Genomic DNA, 22676 nt, shown 5'->3' with positions numbered 1-22676 from the left:
GCGCCCGCCCCCCGACCCCCGGGGGCGGGCCCCGCCCGGGCGGGGGCCCCGCGCGAGCGGGCGGGCGTGGCGCCGGATCAGGCGAGCTTCGCCGACAGGGTGATGGTGGTTCCGGTGAGGGCCTGGCTGACGGGGCAGTTCTTCTTGGCGTCCTCGGCGGCGGCGACGAACGCGTCGTTGTCGAGGCCGGGGACGGTGCCCTCGACGGTGAGGTGGATGCCGGTGATGCCCTCACCCGGCTGGAAGGTGACGTCGGCCGAGGTGACGAGCTTGGTGGGCGGGGTGCCGGCGCCGGCCAGGCCGTGCGACAGCGCCATGGAGAAGCAGCTGGAGTGGGCGGCGGCGATCAGCTCCTCGGGGCTGGTCTTGCCGTTGGCCTGCTCGGCGCGCGACGGCCACGACACCGGCTGCTGGCCGATGCCGGAGGAGTCGAAGGTGACGACGCCGTTGCCCTCGAGCAGGTTGCCTTCCCAGACGGTGTGTGCGGAGCGCGTGGTTGCCACGGTTCTTCCTTTCGGGTGGGTTCCCGGGTACGGGATGCCTGCGCACCATCCGATCACATTCCGGCTCAGCGCACCCGGAACACGGGTCCGCGCGCGGTGAACGGCAGCCGGGCCCCCTGCGGGATCAGATAGGCGTGCTCGCGCCGCACCCGCAGGACGTCGCACCAGCCGTCGGTGATGACGAGGACGGGTGCGCCGGGCGGGAAGTCGTCCGCCCGGAGCAACAGGTCGATCCCGGGCTGCAGGACCGTGCCGCCACGCCCGTGCACGCGTACCCGCCCGGCGATCTCGGTGACCGGGAGATAGCCGGCGTCGTGCGGGGCGGCGTCGCAGAAGACGACGCGTGCCGCCGGTACGTCACGGGCCTCGGCGTAGGAGGCGATCGCGCCCAGGGCCTTGCCGAGCACGACCCGGTCCATGGAGCCGGAGGTGTCGAGGACGACACCGAAGGTGCAGCGGGCGATCTCCTCGGGCGGGAAGTGGCGCCCGGCGCGCGCGATGTCGGGGGTGGCCCACTGGCGGCGCGAGGGGCGGGCGTAGGAGCGCACGGGTTCGGGGCGGGGTACGAACTCGTCGAACCAGCGGGCCAGTCGGGCGTCCCAGGGCAGCGGGGGGTGGCTGAGGGCGCGGATCTCCTCGACGAGGCCGCCGGGCAGGAAGCCGCGCTCCTGCCGCTGGTGGAGGTCCAGGCCGTGGGCGAGGCCGCGGCGGTAGAACGCGTCGAGGTCGACGTACTCGCGGGGTGCGCCGAGCGGGCCACCGAGCAGGTCGCCGACGCCCTTGCCGCGCAGGGTGGCCAGACGGCGCATCCGGCGCAGGTCGCCGGCGATACGGTCGTAGACCTCCTCGGCGGACAGGCCGGCGAGGTCGGGGTCGTACAACAGCCCCTCGGGCATGGTGCCCACGTGCATGTCGCACAGCCAGCCGTTGACGACGTAGTCGCAGGCGACGTTGAAGAGGTACGGGTCGCGGGTGCCGCAGCGGTCGCCGTGGCGCAGGGCGGCGTGCAGCATCTCGTGGGCGAGGACGAACCGCCACTCCTCGTCGCCGAGGTGGCGCAGGGGGTTGACGTAGATCTCGCCGGCCTCGGCGTCGACGGCGGCGATCGCGATGCCGTGGGCGCGGGCGAGTTCGGCGTCGGCGACCAGCTTGATGCCGGCCGCGATGCCGCCGAGCAGCGGGTAGGAGGAGACGAACCAGCTCAGCGCCTGTTCCCAGGGCCGCAGTCGGGTGGGGCCGCCGTCCATGGAGTCCCGGCGGCCGCCGGCCAGGTCCATCGCGGTGGCCATGGTGCGGGTGAGGGCGTGCGCGAAGGTGAGCTGCCAGTCGGTGGGCTGCGTCCGGTCGGTCCAGGGCACGAGCAGCTGGTCGGGTTCGCCGCCGGCGGTGCCGCAGTGCTCGTAGGCGGGCGGGACGCCGTCGCGGCGCCAGCGGGCGGCGAGCTGTTCCTCGTCACCGCCCGGGTACGACAGCGGCAGGTGGTCCGGGGCGCGGCCGACGGGGAAGGTCTGCAGGAAGCGGTTGACGACCGTGCAGCGGGCCGCGAGGAGCGGGCGGTCGGGCTGTTCGCGTTCGCCCTTCTCGGCGGGTACGTGTCCGAAGCCGAGGTGGATGAGGCCGTGGGCGATGGCCCAGGCCCACTCGGCGGGCTCGGCGCGGCGGGTGGGGTGCAGATGGAGGCGGCCGCTGGAGGAGACGCGGACGAGGCCGTCGCGGGGAGCGACGGAGCAGTCCTCCTCGCGGCACGTCGTGGCCGCCAGCGCCGCCAGTGCCGGGTTGGCCCGCACGAGCTGGACGCCCTTGGCGCACTCCTCGGCCGCCGGATCCGGCTTCTTCGCGCGTGGCGGGCGCCTCATCGCCGCGCCTCGACCAGCCGGGGCATGTCGCGGGCGGCCTCGATGAGGAACCAGCCGGGCAGGACGGGGTTGCCGTCGGTGTCGGGGGCGATGACGCTCTGCGCGACCTCGACGGAGATCTCGGCGAGCCGCACCAGCAGCGACTTGGCGGTGTACGCGGTCTGGCGGCCGTTGGCCGACAGGTGCTCCTTGCTCGCGGGCAGGTCCTTGACGAGTCGGCCGCGGAAGGACTCGGCGAGGTAGTAGAGCAGGTCGCGGTCCTCCGGGCGGTTCGGCCAGCCGGCGTCGCCCCTGAGGATCGCCTCGATGCCGAACCGGCTCCGGACGATCTTGACGTAGCCGCAGAAGGCGACGGCGTGCGCCGGAGTGAGGGTGCCGTGCGCGACGACCTTCAGGGTGTCCTCGTCGAGGTCACGGCCGAAGGAGTGCAGCGCGTCGGAGAGCATGTGCCAGGAGCGGGGGGTGGAGAACGGCTCCTCGGTCTTGGGCGGCTTGGACCACAGGTGGTCGGGCCGGTCGGTGAGGTGGTCGAGGATCCAGGGGTGGATGCCGTGGGCGGCGGCCCAGCCGAGCCAGTCCTTGGCGGAGGCCTCCAGGTGCACGTGGGCGAGGCGGTTGACGAGCGCGGAGGCGATCGGACGGGCGAGGGCGTTGTCGGTGGCCCGGTTCCCGGCACCGATGACGATCGAGCCCTCGGGCAGTTCGTAGCTGCCGATGCGGCGGTCCAGGATCAGCGAGTAGAACGCCTTCTGCACGTCCGGCGTCGCCGCGTTCAGCTCGTCCAGGAACAGGCAGTACGGCTCGTCGCGCGCGATCGTCTCCGGTGGACAGAACACCGAGCGCCCGTCCCGGATCTGCGGCACCCCGATGAGGTCCTCCGGCGCCAGCTGGGTGCCGAGCAGGCTCACGCACTCCAGGCCCAGCGACTCGGCGAACTCCCGGACGAGGGAGGACTTTCCGATGCCGGGGGCACCCCAGACGAAGACGGGCCGCACGGTGGCGAGGCCGAGCAGCAGTTCCGGGATGCGGGCGGGCGTGACGGTGACGGCTGCCTGCAAAGCAAGCACTCCTTGCGGGGGTCGGGGCAAGCGCGCCGATGTGCGCGGCCTGATGCGGACAGTGTGTGCGTACGCATCCGCCGGCGCAGCCGAATATTCAGGCGGCGCGCTCCTCCCGCTCCGTCTCCAACGGCACTTGTGGGCCGTCCAGCTCGCACAGCCAGCGGCGCAGGACCTGGTGGAGGTGTTCGGCGCCGACGAGTTGCGCGCCGTGCTCGACCGGCGTGGAGAAGGCGAGCGGGAACATCAGGAAGGGGGTGCCCTGGGCGCCGCCGAGACCGCCGTGCGAGCCGATCTGTTCCTCGAACGCGAGGACCTCGCCGTCGGCGGGTTCGTGGAAGGAGTTGACCATGATGTCGGCGGTGTGCGGGAAGGAGTGGGTGCGCCTGACGGCGTCGGCGGCGCCCGGTCCGAACGCGGCGAGCGGGCCGGGGTCCTCGTCGAGCCGGTCCAGGGGGATCTCGGCGCCGCGCGCGCCGAGCACGAGCCCGCCGTGTTCCTCGCTGCGGACGAGGAGGAAACCGATGCCGGGATGGTTGGCGAGGGTCGGCAGCAGCGCGGGGTGACGGGTGTCGATCTCCTCCCTGGTCATGCGGTGCGGCACGTCGGGGAAGGAGACCAGGCCGAGGTTGCCGGAGGCCAGCACGATCGGCTCCGAGCGGCGGTCGGTGGGGCGGTGCCGTTCGCCGCTCTCCTCGACGGGCCGGCGCAGTGCGGCACGGACGGCGGCGCGCGCCTCGGCACCGCTGCGGGTGTGTTCGGCGCGGCGCGGTACGGGCAGTCCGCAGCCGGCCCGTACCAGGTCGCCGAGGGTGAGGCCGTAGCGGGAGCGGAAGGTCTCGCCCGGGCTCTGCCCGTGGTCGGACAGCACCACGATCCGGTACGGCCGCGGGGCGTGCTCGGCGACCTTGCCGATCAGCGCGAGGGAGCGGTCCAGGCGCCGGAGGACCTGCTCGGCGTCCCGGCTGCGCGGTCCGGAGTGGTGGGCGACCTCGTCGTAGGCGACCAGGTCGGCGTAGACGGCGGCGCGGCCGACGAGCATGTCGCCCATCACCGCGGCGACGACGACGTCCCGTTCGACGACGGTCGCGAAGGCGCGGACGAACGGGTAGAGACCGCCGCGCTTGACGCGCGGGCGCTGTCTGCGCGCGCGGGCCCGGGTCGACTGGAGTATCTCGCGGCCGACCTCGGCGACGAAGGACAGGGCGGTGCGCACGGCGTTGGCGGGGTCGGAGAAGTAGGCGAAGTAGCCCGCCCTGGACCGGTTGCGGCGGCCGCGGCGGGCGGCGCTGGACAGGACGAGGGCCTGTTCCTCGGCACCGCCGCCGAAGAGGTTGCCGCGGCTGGCGCCGTCCAGGGTGAGCAGGCCGCCGTCGCCGGTGCGCTCGACGGCGCGCCGCTGGAGTTCGGCGGCGCTGGACGGCCGGTTGCAGACCATCACCTCGCGGCTGTCCTTCTCGTACCAGCGGAAGGCGGGCACGTCGAAGTTGCTGGCGTGCAGGATGCCGAGCTGGCTGGCGCCGGTCTGGCTGGACCAGTCGGTGCGCCAGGACGTCAGCCGGTGCGTGGTCCCGGCCGAGGTGGCGTCGGGCCCGGCGCCCAGCCAGGCGGCGACGGTGGGCATCAGGCCCTTGCCGACGGCGTCCACGAGCACGTCGTGGCCGACGCCGTCGAACTGGAGGAAGACGGTGCCGGGGACGGCCGGGCACGGCGGGCGTCCTCTGCTGCGGCGGGCGGCGAGGCGGTGGAGCCGGCTGCGGTAGGCGTCGTCGTCGCGTACGGCCAGGGCGGCGCCGGTGGCGGAGGCGACGGCGGACATCACGGCGGCGACGATGACGGCGGTCTCCGGGGCCGCCTCGCTGCTGCCGGAGGGGTTCAGGCGCAGCGCGAGCAGCAGGAGCGAGCCGTTGAGGAAGAAGACCAGCAGGCCCAGGACGAGCGCGGGGACCAGCAGCAGGAGCCGTACGAGAAGGGGCCACACGACGGCCGACAGGACACCGAAGGCGCCGGCGCCGAGCGCGGCGGTGACGCCTATGCGGGTGGCGCTGTCACCGTCGGCGGACTGGAGCTGGAAGTCCGGCAGGACGCCCGCGAGGACGAGCAGGGTGACCGTGGAGACGGCCCACACCGCGATGCTCCGCCCGGCCTGACCGACGATCCGCCCCCACCGCACGCCCCGCACACCTCACGTCCCGGTCCCACGCCGGCCGCGGGCCCTCACCCTCCCAGCGTGTCACAGCCGCGGGTCCGGGCCGGTCGCGGTCCCGCGCTACCGCCCGTCATAGCCGGCCGTCGGCATCGACAGCCGCCGGTGCACCCGTGCCTTCATCTGCGCGTCGTACAGCGGTTCGGCCCGCCCCACCGTCTCGACCCGCACGCCGCGCCGCAGGGCCTCCTCGGTGAACTCCTCGACGGACGACAGCGCGCTCTCCAGCACCCGCCGGCTGGGTGCGACGAACAGGTCCACGCCGGGCCGGACGCCGTCCCACAGCACACCGTGGTCGGGGCGCAGTCCGCACACCAGCAGTTCCCGGGCGACGACGTAGCCGCGCTCCGCGGCCCACCGCGCGCACATCGCGTGCTGACTGCGGGAGTCCACCAGGAACGGGTCGGCGTCCAGCTCCTCCAAGGGTGTCAGGCTCGCGATCGCCGTCACGCGCACCGCGGCCGGCCCGCCGGAGGCATCTCGCACCTCTCCCATGGCGTCCCCCCTCACCTCCGGGTTTCGCCGCCGACCCTACTCCTGCCCGTAGGCTTCGGGGAGTCGCGCGAAGGAGGCAAAGAGGTGCCGGTGGAGATCACCTGGTGGGGCCACGCGACCTGTACGGTCGAGGATTCGGGCGTACGTCTGCTCACCGATCCTCTGTTCGCCCGCCGTCTCGCGCACCTGCGCCGCCGCCGTGGCGCGCTGCCACCGGCGGACGCCCTGCGCGCGGACCTCGTGCTCGTCTCCCATCTGCACGCCGACCATCTGCATCTGCCGTCGCTGGGGCGGCTCGCGCCGGGTACGCGCGTGCTGGTGCCCCGTGGCGCGCCGCGCGCCGTCCCGGGGCTCGGCCGGCTCGGCCATCTGCGGGTGCGTGAGGTGGAGCCCGGGGACGAGACGGTGATCGGCGGGCTGGTGGTGCGTGCGGTACCGGCCCGGCACGACGGACGGCGGCTGCCGCTGGGCCCGCACCGCTCCCCCGCTCTCGGCTATGTCGTCGAGGGCGAGGCGCGCACCTACTTCGCCGGGGACACGGGTCTGTTCGACTCGATGGCCGAGGAGGTCGGGCCGGTCGACGTGGCGCTGCTGCCGGTGGGCGGCTGGGGTCCGTACCTCGGCGAGGGGCATCTGGACGCGGGCCGGGCGGCCGAGGCGCTGGCCCGGCTGGCGCCACGCAGCGCGGTGCCGGTGCACTACGGCACGTACTGGCCTATCGGCATGGACGCCGTGCGCCCCCACGAGTTCCACGCGCCCGGCGACGAGTTCGTACGGTACGCGGCGGAGCGCGCGCCGGGCGTGCAGGTGCACCGGCTCGCGCACGGGGAGGGCGTGCGCCTGGAGGTCGCACGGTGATAGCGCCGGCCGCCGCGCTGCTGACCGCCGTGACCGCTCCGGCCGCGACACCACTGGGCGCGGCGATCGCTCTGGCCGCCGCGCTGCTGACCGCCGTGCCGCTGGGCGCCGTGACAGCCCTCGCCTCGGCTGCGTGGACCGCGGTGTCCGCCCTGGCCGCCGCGTCGTCGGACGCCGTGCCGTTGGCCGCCGCCGTGCGGACCACGCCGCCGGAGTCGACGCAGCAGGCCATCGGCTATCCGTCGCTGTTCCTGCTGGTGCTGATCGGGGCGCTGGTGCCGGTGGTGCCGACGGGGGCACTGGTGAGTTCGGCGGCCGTGGTCGCCGTCCACCAGACGGCGCCGTTCGCGTTGGCGACGGTGTTCGTGACGGCGTCGCTGGCCGCGTTCCTCGGCGACGCGACGCTGTACTGGCTGGGCCGGCGCGGGATGCGGTCGAAGAACGGTTCGCGCTGGCTGGAGGCGATCCGGGCGCGGGCGCCCGAGGAGCGGCTGACGCAGGCTCAGGAGAAGCTGGCCGGTCACGGGGTGGCCGTCCTGGTGCTGTCCCGGCTGGTGCCCGCGGGCCGCATCCCGGTGATGCTGGCCTGCCTGATGGCCGACTGGCCGCTGCGCCGCTTCGCCCGGGGCAACCTGCCGGCCTGCCTGGCCTGGGCCGTGACGTACCAGCTGATCGGGATACTCGGCGGTTCGCTGTTCCGTGAGCCGTGGGAGGGCGTGGTCGCGGCGGTCGCGCTGACCGTGCTGGTCAGCGCGGCGCCGAGCGTGTGGCGGAGGATACGCGGGACGGCCGGGGCCTAGGCCCCAGGGCCCGTCCGGCCACCCCCTGGTCGAGACCGGACGGGATGTAGTCGGGGCCGGACGGACCCTGGCTCGGGGCCGGACGGGCCCTGGTCGGGGCCGTACGGGCCCTGGTCGGGGCCGTACGGGGCCTAGTCGGAGCCGGCCAGGCTCGTCTGGGGAAGGATCCGGGAGCCTCCGATCGGCAGGTCCCACAGGTCGTCGCGGGCCAGGCCCGCCTTCTCCCAGGCGGCCCGCACCCGGGTGAGCGGTTCGAGGACCGGTTCGGCCGACAGCACGAACGTGGCCCAGTGCATGGGGGCGAGCCGGCGGGCGCCGAGGTCCTGCGCGGCCCTGACCGCCTCCTCCGGATCGCAGTGGACGTCGCTCAGCCACCAGCGCGGGTCGTAGGCGCCGATGGGGAGCAGGGCGAGGTCGATGCCCGGGTAGCGCTGTCCGATGCGGGCGAACCAGTGGCCGTAGCCCGTGTCACCCGCGAAGTAGACGCGCTGCCCGTCCGGATCGGTCAGCACCCAGCCGCCCCACAGGCTGCGACAGGTGTCGGTGAGACTGCGCTTGGACCAGTGGTGGGCGGGCACGAAGTCGAAGCGGACACCGCTCAGCTCGGCCGCCTCCCACCAGTCGAGCTCGGTGACGGTGGTGAACCGGCGGCGGCGGAACCAGCCCCCGAGCCCGGCGGGCACGAAAACCGGCGTGGCGCGCGGGAGGCGGCGCAGCGTCGGGGCGTCCAGATGGTCGTAGTGGTTGTGGCTGATGACGACCGCGTCGACGCGCGGCAGGGCTTCCCAGGAGACACCGACGGGTGTGATGCGGGCCGGGGTGCCGAGGATGCGGCGGGACCAGACCGGGTCGGTCAGCACGGTCAGCCCGCCGACGCGCACCACCCAACTGGCGTGCCCCGCCCAGGTGACGGCGAGGGTGCGGGTGTCCACCCGGGGCACCGTGCCGGATTCGTACGGTAGTCGGGGGATGTCGGCGAGGCCCTCCCTGCCGGGCCGGACCGAGCCCTCGCGGGCGAAGCGCGCGATGGCCTTGAGCCCCGGGAGCGGGGCGGTCAGCCGGTCGTGGAAGGTCCGCGGCCAGTCCCGGCGCTCCCCCAGCGGCCGGGGTGCGGCGAGCGGCGGAGGCGGCGGGGGTGCGGCGAGCGGCGGCGGCGGGGGTGCCAAGGGGGCCGAGTGCCCCGGGGGGCCGGTTTCCGGCAGGGCCGCACCGGTGGGCGTGCTCGTGGTGGTGGTCGACTCGGACTGTTGCGTCATCGAGGAGGCTCCCATCGCTGAGCGTCATCGCGGAGATCGTCGAAGACCGATCTCAGATTGATCAACGCGCGTTGCACGTGCGGCAGTTCCCACGGTGAGGGTGAATCGAGGCACCGCGCCCGCTCCTCCTGCGTGCCGCCGAGCAGCGGCGCGGTGGACAGGCGTACGCGCAGTGCGGCGAGGTCGTCGCCGAAGCGGTGCCCGCCGGGCGCGGGCATGCCGAGCCGGCCGGCGAGGAAGTCCTCCAGTTCCTGCGTGTCCCCCACGCCGTGCGGGGCCAGCGCGGCCCGCAGCGGACTCAGGTCTGCGTAGAGGTGGCGGCCGGCCCGGGGCGGCAGGGCGAGCGCGCCGGCGCCGACCAAGGCGGCGTGCACGGCGGCGGCCACACGCGCGTGCACACGTACGGCGGCGGCCACCCGCGCGGTGACCGGCTCGGGCTCGGCGAGGGCGTACCCGGCCGCCGCGGCGACCGGCGCCGCGACCTGGGCGCCGAGCGCGGTGAGCACGTCGAGCACGCGCGCGTGGAGGTCGTTCCCGGCGGCGCCCTCGGGGAAGCGGGCGACGGCGGCCGGCCAGCCGGACGGCAGCAGCGCGCCGGCCAGGTCGCCGACCACGGTGACCCGCTCCGGCAGCATCTCGGCGGGGCTGAACACCACGGTCGCGTGCGGGTCGTGCACGGTGTCGCGCCACGTCTCGTCGCTGACCAGGTGCAGGCCCTCCCCCGCGGCGGCCTCCACGGCCTCGTGCAGCACCTCGGGCGGGGCGACGGTGGCGGTCGGGTCGTCGGCGACGGACAGCACCAGCAGCCGTGGGTCGCCGCCCTCCGCGCGGATCCGGCGGACGGTCTCCAGCAGGGCGTACGGATCCGGTACGCCGCCGCACTCGGCCGGGGTCGCCACATGGAACACGGGTCTGCCCAACAGCCGCGCGTACGGGGCCCACCAGGCGGCGCAGGGCCGCGGCACCAGCACGTCGCCGCCGAGCGCGGCGGTCAGCGCGACCAGCAGCGTCGGCGCTCCGGGAGCGACGGCGACGCGGTCGGGCTCGGCGGCCAGTCCCCGCCGGGACCAGTAGCCGCACGCCGCCTCCCGCAGCGCCGTACCGCCGCCGACGGGTTCCGTGCGGGCCCTGGTCGCGGCCGCGGCGAGCACCTCGGACAGTTCCGGGAGCAGGGGAAGCCCGTCGTCGGGGAAGGGAGGCCCGTAGCGGACCGGGCCGTGACCTTCCGGGTCCGTCCGCCGCATGCGTACCTCCGCGCAGTCCTGGTGCCCGCTGCCACCGCTGTGGTGCCCTGTGCTCTCGCGGCCCTTGTGGCCTCGCGCGGGGATCGTGCCCTCAGGAAGATCGGGTACCCGTCCCGCCGCACCGTCATGACGGTCCGCTCGCGTCGCTCCCTCCACACCGTGGTGCGGGTCAGTTCTCGCGGGCGGGTTCACGGCGCCACAGCCGGTGCGCGGCGGCTCCGAAGGCGCCGGCGACGAACAGGCCACCGGCGACGAGCGCCGGAAGAGACCCGGAGAGGGAGCCACCCTGACCGGCCTCCACGCCGTGCTCCGTCCCGCCACCGTCACAGGAGCCGCCCCGTGAGTCGGCGCGTGAGCCGGCGCACGACTGGTCACTGTCCTCGTCGGTGTCCGAGGCGGAGTCCGAGGCGGAGTCCGAGTCCGAGTCGGAGTCGGAGTCCGAGTCAGAGTCCGAGTCAGAGTCCGAGTCAGAGTCCGAGTCCGAGTCGGAGTCGGTGTCCGAGGCGGAGGCGGAGGCGGAGGCGGAGGCGGGGGCGGGGATCACGGAGGTGGAGGCGGAGGAGGGGACAGGGACGGCGGGGACGGGGAGGGGGGCGGAGGCGGAGGCGCCGTCTCCGTTCTCCCTGGCGCCGTCGCCGTCCCCGCCCGTGTCACCGTCGCCGTCCCCGCCGGTGTCGGTGCCACTGTCCTGGCCCGTGTCACCGGCGCTGTCTCCCGTGGCGACGACGCCGGGTACGCCGGTGCCGGCCGCGGTGCCGTCCTTGTCGGTGCCGCTGCCGCTGCCGCTGTCCCTGCCCGGTACGCCGCTGCTCGCGCAGGACGACGTGCCGTCCTGTTCGCCGCACGGCCCACCGTCGCCGTCGCGGCCGACGGTGAACTTCGCGCTCCAGGCCTTGCCCTGTTCGCCGGCTGCCGCGGGACAGGTGCCGCCGACGGTCGACACCGAGTCCGTGGCCCCCGCGGAAGCCGTAGCGCTCAAAGTGCCCAGGGCACCCGCGCTCGCCGTGCCCGTCGCGTCCTGGGCGGCGGCGATGCGGGCCGTGCCGCGATAGGTGGTCCCGGACGACCGGGCGTCTGTCGTGGTGACCCGGGTCAGCTTGACGGTGCCCTGGTCGAAGGCGGGTGAGGTGGCGTCGATGGTCCCGGGCGGGGAGCCGGCCAGGGCGGTGCAGGTGACCGAGACGGTGACGCTGCTCCCCGGGGCGGGGCTGCCTGGGCTGACCTGGGCGACCGGGTCCGCGAAGGCGGCCGGCGCGCCGTTGGCCAGGCCGGCACCGGCCAGGGCGACGACGGACAGGAGGCGGGCGGTGCGGCGCATGAGCGGGCTCCTTCGGCCTGACGGCTGTCGGGACACTCCGGTCGTGCCCCGCAGCCATCACAGCCCGCCCGGCGCCGGGCCGCGCGCGGCCGGACCCCATTAGCGGGACAGTGCGGGGCCGACCGGGTGAAGAATCCGATGCCGACCGCGACTCCGCCCCGGTCACGGGGAAGTACGCGACGAGCGCCCCCCGTCGGCCCTCCCGGCACACCGCGCCGCGCGTTACACGACCTCCCGCATCACCTGGTCCCGGAGCCGGTCGCAGCACCGGCTGATCAGCCGTGACACGTGCATCTGCGAGATACCGAGCTGCTCGGCGATCCGGCTCTGCGTCATGTCCCCGAAGAACCTCATGTACAGGATGGTCCGCTCCCGCTCCGACAGTGCCGCCAGCCGGGGCTTGACGGACTCCCGGTCCACGACGGTGTCGAGGGCCGGGTCGGGGGAGCCGAGGGCCTCGCTCAGGGAGTACCCCTCGTCGCTGCCGGGCAGGTCGGCGTCCAGCGACAGCGCGGTGAAGCTCTCCAGTGCCTCCAGGCCGGTCCGGACGTCGTCCTCGCTCAACTGCGTGTGCTCGGCTATCTCGGCGACGCTGGGCGGACGGCCCGAGATGGTCTGCGCGAGGTCCTGGCGGGCGAACCGGACGCGGTTGCGCAGGTCCTGGACCCGGCGCGGCACGTGCAGGGTCCACATGTGGTCGCGGAAGTGCCGCTTGATCTCGCCGGTGATGGTGGGGACGGCGTAGCTCTCGAAGGCGTTGCCGAGTTCGGGGTCGTAGCGGTCGACGGCCTTGATCAGGCCGACGGCCGCGACCTGGCGCAGGTCGTCGAAGTTCTCGCCGCGGCTGCGGAAGCGTCCGGCGAGCCGGTCGGCCATGGGCAGCCAGGCCTCCACGAGGTGCGCGCGGAGGGTGTCGCGCTGCTCGCCCGGGGGGAGCGTGGCGAGCCGGCGGAAGGCTTCCGCGGTGTCGGGGGCGTCGTCGTGCGGGTGGTGCTTCGCGCTCGCTCGATGTGCCATGGTGCGTCGCAACTCCCTTGTGTGCCTTGGGTGGACGGTCACCGTGGGAGCGCGGCCTGCGTACGGACGGGCGCGTCCGGGGCGTGGAACTCACCGCTCCCACGGACGTGCCTCCGGTCCGAAGCACTGTTTCTGCGCCTGCCCCCCGCCTCGGACGGCAAACGCCGGGCGGAACGGCCGTGTCGGGGTCCGCTCCTCGGGTACGCGTGGGGCCGAACCCGAAGCTCTGGAGAAGGACATGCAGCGAGGCAGCGACCGACTGAGCGTCCACCGGGACGAGGAGATGAAGCACGAACTACAGGGACTGCTCAGGTCGGGACACCCCACGCGCGCCACGGAGTGGCACGATCCGGAACCGGCCGCCGACGACGACCCCCAGCTCTGGGGCGGGCCCGTGGAACCGAGGCGCTCCGGCGCCTCCGTGGACACGGTGCGCCTGGAGCTGGCCCGTGTGCTGGGCCGCAGGACCTTTCCGGCGACCCCGGGCGAACTGGTGGACGTCCTGCGCGACCGGAACGCTCCCGACCCGCTGATCGAGGCGGTGGGGACGCTGCCGCGCCCGGCGAGCTACGCCACCGTCCAGGAGCTGGCCGAGGCGGTCACGCGCCGCGAGCCGGCCGGCGGGGACGGCCGGGGTCGCGGGTGAGCCGGTGCCGGGCCCGCGGGTCCGAGGACGACCGTGGCTGCCGTCGGCGTCGGTGACGCCACGGCCCGCGCGGTCGTACCACCTCTTGGCCGAGCCCGCGCACGGACATCCGCGACGCGGGCGGCACCTGGGGCGACCAGGGCGTGCGACCAAGGCCGCGGCACGCTGGTCACGAGCCGCAGGCCGGACGGCCTCGAGGCGTTCCGCGCGGCGTTCCCGGACGTGCTCACGTCGCGGGAAGCCGTCTGGGACAGGGCGGAACGAGGGCGGGTCCCGGTGGTGTCAGGCGCCGCGGTGACCGGCTCCGGGCCCCCACTTGCCCACCGGGGTCGCGTTGTCGGCGCCCGCGGCGGCCCGGTCCCGTGCGCCGTCGCGGGTGCGGCCCGGCGACACGAACCGGCGGGGGTTGCGCCGCAGGTACTCGCCCTCCAGCTGTGCCATGCGGTGGTTGTGGGTGCGCAGCGCATCGTTGGAGCCGTACAGCAGGGTGTCGTGGCGCGTGCGGTGGATGTTCTCGAGTTCCTTCATCAGCTGCTGGTCGTCCAGTCGCGCCGGGTCGACTCCGCTCATGGTGATACCCCGCTCGTCGTGTCCGTCCCTGCGGCCCGGATGGCCGCCCGTGAGCGATCCCCCGAGCGGATCCGGGAGGGAACCGTGGAACCAATCACCTCTTCGCATCCACTGTACGAACATTCCGGCCCCCGGGCCTCCGTCCGCGTTCCGCCGCCGGTGAGCGGGTCCTGGCGGGGCCCGTCAGGAAGCGCCAGGAGACCTGGGGCCTGTCGTTCGGATCGGCCGGCCACGACCGACCTGATCCGAACGGCAGGCCCTAGCGGGCCCGCTCCACCCGTCGCTCGTCCCAGACCGGCTCGGAGCTCTCGCGCACCCGGCCGTCGCTGCCGAAGACGAGGTAGCGGTCGAAGGAACGGGCGAACCAGCGGTCGTGCGTGACCGCCAGGACCGTGCCCTCGAATGCCTCCAGGCCCTCCTGGAGAGCCTCGGCGGACTCCAGGTCGAGGTTGTCGGTGGGCTCGTCCAGGAGCAGGGCAGTGACGCCCTCCAGTTCCAGCAGCAGGATCTGGAAGCGGGCCTGCTGACCGCCGGAGAGCCGCTCGAAGTTCTGTTCGGCCTGCTGGGTCAGCTCGTAGCGGCGCAGCCGGGACATGGCGGCGCCCCGGTCCTGGGCGTGCTCCTTCCACAGGATGTCGAGCAGGGTGCGGCCCTGGAGCTCGGGGTGCGCGTGCGTCTGGGCGAAGTGCCCGGGGACGACCCGCGCCCCCAGCTTCCACTCCCCCGTGTGCGTCACGTCCTCGCCGGCGAGGAGCCGCAGGAAGTGCGACTTGCCGGAGCCGTTGGAGCCGAGTACGGCGACCCGTTCGCCGTAGAAGACCTCCAGGTCGAAGGGCTTCATCAGGCCGGTGAGTTCGAGTCCCTCGCAGGTGACGGCCCGTACGCCGGTGCGTCCGCCCTTCAGCCGCATGGTGATGTCCTGCTCGCGCGGCGGCTCGGGCGGCGGGCCCACCTCCTCGAACTTGCGCAGCCGCGTCTGCGCGGCCTGGTAGCGGGAGGCCAACTCATGGCTGATGGAGGCCGCCTGGCGCAGGTTCAGCACCAGTTTCTTCAGCTGCGCGTGCTTCTCGTCCCAGCGCCTGCGCAGTTCCTCGAAGCGGGCGAAGCGTTCCCGGCGGGCCTCGTGGTAGGTGGCGAAGCCGCCGCCGTGCACCCAGGCGTCGGCGCCGGCCGGTCCCGGCTCGACGGACACGATCTTCTCGGCGGCGCGGGAGAGGAGTTCCCGGTCGTGCGAGACGAACAGCACGGTCTTGCGGGTCTCCTTCAGCCGCTCCTCCAGCCAGCGCTTGCCGGGCACGTCGAGGTAGTTGTCCGGCTCGTCGAGGAGCAGCACCTCGTCGGTGCCGCGCAGCAGCGCCTCCAGCACCAGCCGCTTCTGCTCACCGCCCGACAGCGTCCGTACCAGCCGCCACTGCGCCTTCTCGTACGGCACGCCCAGCGCGGCCGTGGTGCACATGTCCCAGAGCGTCTCCGACTCGTAGCCGCGCACCTCCGCCCAGTCCGAGAGCGCCTGCGCGTACCCCAGCTGGGCGGCCTCGTCGTCGACGGTCATCATGGTGTGCTCGGCCCGGTCGACGGCCTGCGCGGCCTCGCGGATGCCGGGCGGCGCGACCGACACCAGCAGATCCCGTACGGTCGTCTCGTCCCGTACGGAGCCCACGAACTGTCGCATCACACCCAGGCCGCCACTGACGGTGACGGTGCCGCCGTGCGGCTTCAGCTCGCCGGAGATCAGCCGGAGCAAGGTCGTCTTGCCCGCGCCGTTGGGTCCGACGAGGGCCACGACGGCCCCTTCGCCCACCCGGAACGACACGTCGCCGAGCAGTGTCCTCCCGTCGGGGAGGTGGTACTCGAGGTGCGCGGCTTCCAGATGTCCCATGAAACGGCATTCTGCGGGTCGCCCACGGCGCCCGCCAAATGCTTAACCGGACGCCGGACCGGCGCGCTCAGCCCGTCTCGTCCAGCGGGCGGCCCGTGGGACCGCCCTCGCCCGCGGGGGTGACCGTGGCGCCCGCCCAGGTGAGGGCCTTCCAGCCGTCGGCGGGTGTGCCCTCCAGGATCACCACACCGGTGTTCTCCAAGCGGTGGGCTGCGGCGAAGCTCACGTCGACGTTGTCGGCGCGGGCGGCCGCCCACATGCGGATGGCCGCGCCGTGGCTGATCATGGCGACCGTCCCGGCGCCGCTGTCCGCGGCCTCGGCGACCACGGAGTCGTAGCGGGCGAAGGCCTCGGTGCCGCTCTCGCCGCCCGGCATCCGCAGCTCCAGGTCCCCGGCCGCCCAGGCGAACACCGTGCGCATGTAGCGCTCGCCCAGCGGGGAGTCGCCGGGCAGCAGCTCCAGGTCGCCCGCGGAGATCTCCCTGATGCCGTCACGCACGGTCACGTCGAGGCCGCGGGCGGCGGCCAGCGGGGCGGCGGTGAGCTGCGTACGGACGAGGGTGGAGGCGTAGAGGGCCTCGACGTCCTCGTCGGCGAGGGCCGCCGGCAGCCGCGCGGCCTGTTGCTCGCCGAGCGCGGTCAGGCCCGGTCCCGGCACGGCGGTGTCCAGCAGGAAGTCGACGTTGGTGGGAGTCTGACCATGGCGGACGAGGAGCAGGCGCATGCGGTGGGTCCTTCGGCGACAGTGCCGTCCGGGACACGAAACGGCCGCTTCAGGGTACCCATGACCTCATGAGCCCAGACGTCGACCTCACCGTCCTGAAACCGGGGAACCACGCCCTGCGCGACCGGCTGCTCGCCCTCGACTGCCGGTTGTTCGAGTTCGCCGCCGAACGCGACTGGCCGGGCGCCGAGCCCGTGCTGCCGCGGCTGAGCCGGAGCGCCAACCACGGGGTGCTGTGGTTCGCGGCGGCGGCGGCCGTCGCGGCGAGCCGTACACCGCGGGCCCGCCGGGCGGCCGCGCGCGGGCTGGCCTCCCTGAGCCTGGCCTCGCTGACGATCAACACGCTCGGCAAGCGCTCGGTGCGCCGCCCGCGCCCGGTGCTGGACCCCGTGCCGCTGGTCCGGCAGCTGAAGCGGCAGCCGATCACCACGTCGTTCCCGTCCGGGCACGCCGCGTCGGCGGCGGCGTTCGCGACCGGGGTCGCGCTGGAGTCGCCTGCGTGGGGGGCGGTGGTGGCGCCGGTGGCCTTCTCGGTGGCCATGTCCCGCGTCTACACCGGGGTGCACTTCCCGAGCGATGTGCTGGCGGGAGCGGCGCTGGGCGGGGCGGCGGCCTTCGCCGTACGGGGCATGGTGCCGACCCGGGCCCAGGTCGTGCCGCCGGCCCGGCCGCGCGCCGAGGCCCCGGCCCTGCCCGACGGCGAGGGCCTGGTGGTCGTGGCGAACTCCGCGTCGGGCACCGCCGACCGGGTGCGGGCGCTGCGCGACGCGCTGCCGCTGGCTGAGGTCGTCGAGTGCGCGCCGGGCGACGTCCGGGACGAGTTGGAGAAGGCGGCGGGCCGTGCCGTGGCCCTGGGGGTGTGCGGCGGCGACGGCACGGTGAACACCGCGGCGGAGGTCGCCCTGCGGCACGGCCTGCCGCTGGCGGTGCTGCCCGGCGGCACGCTCAACCACTTCGCCTATGACCTGGGCGTGGAGGACGAACGGGCCCTGAGCCGTGCCGTGCGGCGCGGTGAGGCCGTGCGCGTGGACGTGGGCCGGTTCAGCGGCGGGGACACGCAGGGTGTCTTCCTCAACACGTGCAGCCTGGGCGTCTATCCGGAGCTGGTGCGGGAGCGGGACCGCTGGTCGGGCCGGATCGGCGGCTGGCCGGCCGGGGTGCTGGCGGCGGTGCGCGTCCTGCGCGCGGACCGGCACCCGCTCCATGCCGAAGTGGGCGGCCGCACCCGCCCGTTGTGGCTGCTGTTCGCCGGGAACGGCACCTACCACCGGATGGGGCTGGCACCGGGCCGCCGCCGGGATCTGGCGGACGGGCTGCTCGACGTACGGGTGGTGCACGGGGGCCGCAGGCCCGCGCTGCGGCTGCTCGCCGCCGCGGCGGCGGGACCGCTCACCCGCTCGCCCGCCCACGCCGCGGTCCAGGTGGGCCGGCTGCGTCTGGCGGATGTCGAGCCGGGCACGCTCCTCGCCTACGACGGTGAAGTCACCGAGGTGTCGGGCGATGTGACGCTGGAGAAGCTGCCCGAGGCGCTGGTCGTGTACCGCCCGCTGACCGGGAACCCGGAGACCTGATCGTCCTGAGCACCCGTCAGTCCGTATCGTGAAACGGCGGTCTCATCATTCGGCCGACGCGCGTACCGTGACCGATGTCGCCCCCGCCGGGCCGAGAGCCCCGCGGGGGGTACGCGCAGCCGACGAGAAGGGGCACAGCCATGCCGAGAACGCGGGAGACCGCCGTCTACACGCACGGGCACCACGAGTCCGTGCTGCGATCGCACACCTGGCGCACGGCCGCCAACTCCGCCGCGTACCTGCTCGGCTCACTGAAGCCCCACATGAAGATCCTGGACATCGGCTGCGGACCGGGCACCATCACCGCCGACCTGGCGGAACTGGTCCCGGACGGACACGTCACCGGCGTCGACCACGCGGCGGAGATCCTGGAGCAGGCGCGCGCCACGGCCGCCGGGCGGGGCCTGGCCAACACCGACTTCGCCGTGGCCGACGTCCATGCCCTGGACTACCCGGACGACACGTTCTGCGTGGTCCACGCCCACCAGGTGCTCCAGCACGTCGGCGATCCGGTGCAGGCACTGCGCGAGATGCGGCGGGTGACCAGGCCGGGCGGGTTCATCGCGGTCCGCGACTCGGACTACGCGGCGATGACCTGGTATCCCGAGTCCGTCGGCATGGACGACTGGCTGGATCTGTACCGCCGGGTGGCCCGCGCCAACGGAGGCGAGCCGGACGCCGGACGCCGGCTGAAGTCGTGGGCGCTGACGGCGGGGATCAGGGACATCACGGCCACCTCCGGCACCTGGACCTTCTCGACGGCCGAGGAGCGGGCGTGGTGGAGCGGCCTGTGGGCGGACCGCACCGTGGCCTCGGCGTACGCGCGGCGGGCGGTGGAGGGCGGCCACGCGACGCAGGAGGAACTGCGGGCCGTGTCGGACGCCTGGCGGCAGTGGGGAAATCGGGACGACGGCTGGTTCGCCGTTCTGCACGGAGAGATTCTCTGCCGCAAGGAAGTCTGAATCGCGTCACCGCCGGCACATCACCACCGGTACCAGCGGCCCCTGCCCCCGGCTGCGCTCGTGCCACCGAACAGGAATCCGAGCAGCCGGACGACCAGAACTGCGAGCGCGATCCACCACGGCAGCTTGACTGCGAATCCGGCACCGAAGACAAGGAGCACCCGGACAAACGGTGGTCAAGCAGTGGTGCAGGCGGCCCGAGGCCCTGATCAGGACCTCGGGCCGCAGTATGCCCCGTGCATCTCTTTCTCCTCCGCGTACTCACCCGCGAAGGAATAGGCCGCCCACGGACCGGCCAGTTCGACCCGTACTCCGGGGAGGGCGTCACTCTTCGCCCGGTCGACCATTTCCACGAATTCCTCGGAATCCGCCCGCGACACCAGATATGCCGCGTTCAGTACGTTGTGTCCGGTTCCGCCTGAGAGTTCCGGGGCCGAGAGCTTCCGGGACCGGAATCGGGAATCCTCCGCGTACCGGGAAAGCATCGCGTGCAGCCGGGTCGCGAATTCCTCGGCCGGCTGCGTTTCCGTGTAGACCCGGACGCCCCACTCGACTCTTCCGTCCAACCGGTCGAGGGTGTGCGTGAACTCGGCCTCGCGCGCCTCCATCATCGCGCGCAGGGCGCTGTCGTCGCAGCAGACGGTGGCGGGCCGCAGCGGCAGCGGTGTGGTGACGGCGGTGAGCGCGTCGATCACGCACTGATGGCAGCGCGCCACGGCGGCCCGCCAGTCCGGGTCCGCCAGGTGCTCGAGCAGCGGCTCCTCGGCGAAATCGGACGCGGGCACGGTGGAGACGACGGCGACCAGGCCTTGGTGGTTGAGCAGCCCGACGGGCACGCCACCCACCCCGGTGAGCTGGGCCTGGAGGGCCGCGCGAAAGGGCCGGCAGACGGCGTAGACATACCGCAGTCCGGTCATGGTGCCTCCTCCTGCGCGCGGCCCGCCTCCAGGGCGGAGGTCGGGCCGGTACGGGCCGGTCGTTCAAGCACCGGGTGGCCGCATCCGCGGCGGCCAAACCCTCGGGACCCGGATGTGCGTGCCGTCACCGTCCGTCACACGAGTGCCGCCCCGCCTCTCGCGCGGCCGTCCCCCCGCCCGGCGCACGATCGCCGCCTCGCTGATCAGCGCACTATCGCCTCCTCGACCAGCAGCCGTCCGGCCGTGGCGATCGCCTCGGCGTCGATGCCCGCGGCGTGCAGCTGTTCGGCCGGTGTCGCCGAGCCCGGCATCGTACGGACCGCGAGCCGCACCAGACGCGGCACGGGACGGCCGTCGGCGAAGGCGTCCAGGACCGCGTCCCCGAGCCCGCCCTCCTGGTGGTGGTCCTCGACCGTGAGCAGGCAGCCGGTCTCCTCGGCCGCCTGGCGCAGCGTGTGCCGGTCGACGGGCTTGACCGAGTAGAGGTCGATCACCCGGACCGGGATGCCCTGTCCGTCGAGCGCCTCTGCGGCGGACAGCGCCTCGTGGACGGTGCCGCCCGCGGCGACGATCGTCAGCCGGTCCCGGTCGGAGGAGCGCAGCACCTTGCTGCCGCCGACCGGGAACTCCTCGTCCGGTCCGTAGATCACCGGGCTCGCGCCGCGCGAGGTGCGCAGATAGCGGACGCCGTCCAGGCCGGCGACGGCGGCGACGAGCTTGGCGGTCTGGTTGGCGTCGCACGGGTACAGCACGGTCGAGCCGTACACCGTGCGGAACATCGCCAGATCCTCCAGGCCCATCTGGGAGGGCCCGTCCTGCCCGATCGCGACACCCGCGTGCGAGCCGTTCAGGACGATGCCGGAGCCGCTGACCGCGGCCATCCGCACGAAGTCGAAGGCGCGGGTGAGGAAGGCGGCGAAGGTGGAGGCGTAGGGCACCCAGCCGCGTGCCGCGAATCCCACCGCCGTGCCGACCATCTGCTGTTCGGCGATGTAGCACTCGAAGTAGCGGTCGGGGTGCTCCTTGGCGAAGTACTCGCCGCGGGTGGAGTCGCCTACCTCGCCGTCGAGGGCGACGACGTCACCACGGGCGGTCCCCAGCGCGGCGAGCGCGTGGCCGTAGGCGTCGCGGGTGGCGACCTCGTCGCCCTTGTCGTACCGCGGGAGCTCCAGCGGGCCGGTACGGACGGAGTGCAGCATGCGGGCGTCCGGCGGCTGCTGCACGCGGACGCGCAGGTCGCGACGGCCGCCGAGTTCGGCGACCGCCTCGGCGGCGTCGGGCAGCGGCTTGCCGTGCATGCCCTCGCGGTCCTCGACTGACGCGACGCCGCGGCCCTTGAGGGTGCGGGCGAGGATCACGGTCGGCTGCCCGCTCGTCGACTCCGCCTCGCCGAAGGCCCGGTCGATCGCGTCGACGTCGTGGCCGTCGACCTCCACGGCGTGCCAGCCGAAGGCCCGGAAGCGGCGCGCGTACGCGTCGAGGTGGTGGCCGTGCCGGGTCGGGCCGCGCTGGCCGAGCCGGTTGACGTCGACGATCGCGGTGAGGTTGTCGAGGTGCTCGTGGCTCGCGTGCTCGGCGGCCTCCCACACGGACCCCTCGGCCAGCTCGCTGTCGCCGCACAGCACCCACACGCGGTGGTCGGTGCGGTCCAGCCGCTTGCCGGCCAGCGCGATGCCGACCCCCACGGGCAGTCCCTGTCCGAGCGATCCGGTCGCGGTCTCGACCCACGGCAGCCGGCGCGGGGTCGGGTGGCCCTCCAGGCGGCTGCCGAGACGCCGGAAGGTGAGCAGTTCGGCGTCGTCGACGGCTCCGGCCGCCTTGTAGGCGGCGTACAGCAGGGGCGAGGCGTGCCCCTTGGAGAGGACGAAGCGGTCGTTGCCGGGGTGGGCGGGGCGGTCGAAGTCGTAGCGGAGGTGGTGGGCGAGCAGGACGGCCATCAGGTCCGCCGCGGACATCGAGGACGTCGGGTGTCCGGATCCCGCGGCATCGGCCGCGCGCACGCTGTCCACACGCAGTTGCTGGGCCAGTTCGACGAGTTCGCCGGTGTTCATCTGTCTCCTTCCGTGCGGTGCTCGGGATGTCTGGGGCCGGGGCCCGCTCAGGCGCGATCGTCCGGGATGTCTGGGGCCGGGGCCCGCTCAGGCGCGATCGTCCGGGATGTCGCGGCGCCTGACGGGACCGGGCGAGGGGTGACGGCCCGGCTGGTTCTTCGCGGGTTCACCGCCGGGCTGGTTCTTCGCCGGCTCGCCGCCGGGCTGGTTCTTCGCCGGTTCGCCGCCCGGCTGGTTGCGCGCAGGCTCGGGACCCGACCTTCTCCGCGCGGGCCCGGGTCTGCTGTCCGCGCGCACCGGACCGGGGCGCCGGCCGCCGGGTTCGCCGCCGGGCCGGGTTCTCGCGGGCCGGGGACCGGACCGGGGTGGGGGGACGTCGAGGGGGACGTCGAGCGGCAGTGGCGGTCGCGCGCGGCGGTCTGTCGGGTTCAGGGCGAATCCGGCACCGACCGTCACACTCGCACTGTGGGGTCGACTCACGGTTGGCTCGCCTCCGGCTGTGGGCGTACGAGGACGCAGGGGCGTACGGAGGTGACCGACGTCTCGCGGTCTCGCGCACCTCGCGTACGGGACTTTCCGCGTCCCCCTGGCCGGGGGCTCCAAACGTGCGGGGTCCCCGGGCCCCGGCCCGCGAAGCCACCCGGGCAACTAGTGCCGTGGGGGGGGACCGGGGGCCCCACCGGCCCCCCCGGCCCCCCGGGCCCCCCGGGGCTGGCCCCGGCCGACCCGCGCCCGCCCGGGGGGT

20 protein-coding genes are annotated in these 22676 nt (G+C 74.1%); 5 read left to right on the top strand and 15 right to left on the bottom strand.

Translation table 11 applies throughout. The features are described from left to right. Positions 1-77 precede the first annotated feature (77 nt). From ACFV0T_RS40850 to ACFV0T_RS40830, 5 genes are all read right to left on the bottom strand, one after another. The gene (locus ACFV0T_RS40850) at positions 78-503 is read right to left on the bottom strand and encodes an OsmC family protein (RefSeq protein WP_010983301.1); all 426 of its coding nucleotides are present in this window, start codon (positions 501-503) and stop codon (positions 78-80) included. 65 nt (positions 504-568) lie between these two features. Continuing rightward, positions 569-2359 carry a hypothetical protein gene (locus ACFV0T_RS40845; protein ID WP_385790414.1) on the bottom strand — a complete coding sequence of 597 codons (1791 nt, stop codon included), beginning with the start codon at positions 2357-2359 and terminating at the stop codon, positions 569-571. After that, positions 2356-3417 (bottom strand): ATP-binding protein, encoded by a 1062-nt coding sequence (locus tag ACFV0T_RS40840; protein WP_385790412.1) that lies wholly within the window; start codon positions 3415-3417, stop codon positions 2356-2358. Before ACFV0T_RS40840 ends, ACFV0T_RS40845 begins: the two co-directional genes overlap by 4 nt. 97 nt (positions 3418-3514) lie before the next feature. Further along, positions 3515-5599 carry a phage holin family protein gene (locus tag ACFV0T_RS40835; RefSeq protein ID WP_385790411.1) on the bottom strand — a complete coding sequence of 695 codons (2085 nt, stop codon included), beginning with the start codon at positions 5597-5599 and terminating at the stop codon, positions 3515-3517. Between the two features lie 87 nt (positions 5600-5686). After that, a complete protein-coding gene (locus ACFV0T_RS40830; protein WP_385790409.1) occupies positions 5687-6118 on the bottom strand; it encodes a hypothetical protein in 432 nt (143 codons plus the stop codon). A gap of 84 nt (positions 6119-6202) precedes the next feature. Between ACFV0T_RS40830 and ACFV0T_RS40825 the strand changes: the two genes are divergently transcribed. Next, complete coding sequence (locus ACFV0T_RS40825) at positions 6203-6976, top strand: MBL fold metallo-hydrolase (RefSeq protein WP_385790407.1); 774 nt, start codon at positions 6203-6205, stop codon at positions 6974-6976. 176 nt (positions 6977-7152) lie between these two features. Then, positions 7153-7776 carry a DedA family protein gene (locus ACFV0T_RS40820; protein ID WP_385790418.1) on the top strand — a complete coding sequence of 208 codons (624 nt, stop codon included), beginning with the start codon at positions 7153-7155 and terminating at the stop codon, positions 7774-7776. Positions 7777-7907: 131 nt separating this feature from the next. Here the strand turns inward: ACFV0T_RS40820 and ACFV0T_RS40815 are convergent, their stop codons facing one another. The 4 genes from ACFV0T_RS40815 to ACFV0T_RS40800 form a co-directional block, all read right to left on the bottom strand. Further along, the gene (locus ACFV0T_RS40815; RefSeq protein WP_385790405.1) at positions 7908-9032 is read right to left on the bottom strand and encodes an MBL fold metallo-hydrolase; all 1125 of its coding nucleotides are present in this window, start codon (positions 9030-9032) and stop codon (positions 7908-7910) included. Then, the gene (locus tag ACFV0T_RS40810; protein WP_385790403.1) at positions 9029-10276 is read right to left on the bottom strand and encodes an aminotransferase class I/II-fold pyridoxal phosphate-dependent enzyme; all 1248 of its coding nucleotides are present in this window, start codon (positions 10274-10276) and stop codon (positions 9029-9031) included. The genes ACFV0T_RS40815 and ACFV0T_RS40810 overlap by 4 nt, the downstream gene beginning before the upstream one ends. Before the next feature lie 169 nt (positions 10277-10445). Continuing rightward, positions 10446-11594 (bottom strand): hypothetical protein, encoded by a 1149-nt coding sequence (locus ACFV0T_RS40805; protein ID WP_385790402.1) that lies wholly within the window; start codon positions 11592-11594, stop codon positions 10446-10448. 222 nt (positions 11595-11816) lie between these two features. Continuing rightward, positions 11817-12611: an RNA polymerase sigma factor SigF gene (locus ACFV0T_RS40800; RefSeq protein ID WP_385790400.1), complete on the bottom strand. Its 795-nt coding sequence runs from the start codon at positions 12609-12611 to the stop codon at positions 11817-11819. Positions 12612-12849: 238 nt separating this feature from the next. On the opposite strand from ACFV0T_RS40800, the gene ACFV0T_RS40795 reads away from it, so the two are divergent. Further along, positions 12850-13257: a DUF2795 domain-containing protein gene (locus ACFV0T_RS40795; RefSeq protein WP_385790398.1), complete on the top strand. Its 408-nt coding sequence runs from the start codon at positions 12850-12852 to the stop codon at positions 13255-13257. Between the two features lie 282 nt (positions 13258-13539). Here the strand turns inward: ACFV0T_RS40795 and ACFV0T_RS40790 are convergent, their stop codons facing one another. From ACFV0T_RS40790 to ACFV0T_RS40780, 3 genes are all read right to left on the bottom strand, one after another. Then, entirely contained in the window at positions 13540-13827 is a 288-nt protein-coding gene (locus tag ACFV0T_RS40790) for a DUF6158 family protein (RefSeq protein WP_385790396.1), read from the bottom strand. A gap of 259 nt (positions 13828-14086) precedes the next feature. Beyond that, positions 14087-15706 carry an ABC-F family ATP-binding cassette domain-containing protein gene (locus ACFV0T_RS40785; RefSeq protein WP_385790395.1) on the bottom strand — a complete coding sequence of 540 codons (1620 nt, stop codon included), beginning with the start codon at positions 15704-15706 and terminating at the stop codon, positions 14087-14089. Between the two features lie 67 nt (positions 15707-15773). Further along, positions 15774-16430 carry a histidine phosphatase family protein gene (locus tag ACFV0T_RS40780; RefSeq protein ID WP_385790393.1) on the bottom strand — a complete coding sequence of 219 codons (657 nt, stop codon included), beginning with the start codon at positions 16428-16430 and terminating at the stop codon, positions 15774-15776. Between the two features lie 68 nt (positions 16431-16498). On the opposite strand from ACFV0T_RS40780, the gene ACFV0T_RS40775 reads away from it, so the two are divergent. Together ACFV0T_RS40775 and ACFV0T_RS40770 are read left to right on the top strand one after the other, a co-directional pair. Beyond that, positions 16499-18001 (top strand): bifunctional phosphatase PAP2/diacylglycerol kinase family protein, encoded by a 1503-nt coding sequence (locus tag ACFV0T_RS40775; RefSeq protein WP_385790391.1) that lies wholly within the window; start codon positions 16499-16501, stop codon positions 17999-18001. A gap of 140 nt (positions 18002-18141) precedes the next feature. After that, positions 18142-18963, top strand: coding sequence for a class I SAM-dependent methyltransferase (locus tag ACFV0T_RS40770; RefSeq protein WP_385790389.1), 822 nt, complete (start codon positions 18142-18144; stop codon positions 18961-18963). A 20-nt stretch (positions 18964-18983) separates the two neighbouring features. Here ACFV0T_RS40770 and ACFV0T_RS40765 read toward each other — a convergent pair whose 3' ends face one another. From ACFV0T_RS40765 to ACFV0T_RS40755, 3 genes are all read right to left on the bottom strand, one after another. Continuing rightward, on the bottom strand, positions 18984-19124 hold the full coding sequence (locus tag ACFV0T_RS40765; protein WP_385790387.1) for a hydrophobic protein: 141 nt from the start codon (positions 19122-19124) through the stop codon (positions 18984-18986). 48 nt (positions 19125-19172) lie between these two features. Further along, positions 19173-19880, bottom strand: coding sequence for a GvpL/GvpF family gas vesicle protein (locus tag ACFV0T_RS40760; protein WP_385790385.1), 708 nt, complete (start codon positions 19878-19880; stop codon positions 19173-19175). A gap of 203 nt (positions 19881-20083) precedes the next feature. Further along, positions 20084-21982, bottom strand: coding sequence for a transketolase (locus ACFV0T_RS40755; RefSeq protein ID WP_385790416.1), 1899 nt, complete (start codon positions 21980-21982; stop codon positions 20084-20086). Between the last annotated feature and the right edge of the window lie 694 nt (positions 21983-22676).

Origin of the sequence: Streptomyces sp. NPDC059582, assembly GCF_042735715.1 — a bacterium.
Lineage (GTDB): Bacteria > Actinomycetota > Actinomycetes > Streptomycetales > Streptomycetaceae > Streptomyces.
This window is presented reverse-complemented; position numbering and strand designations above follow the sequence as displayed.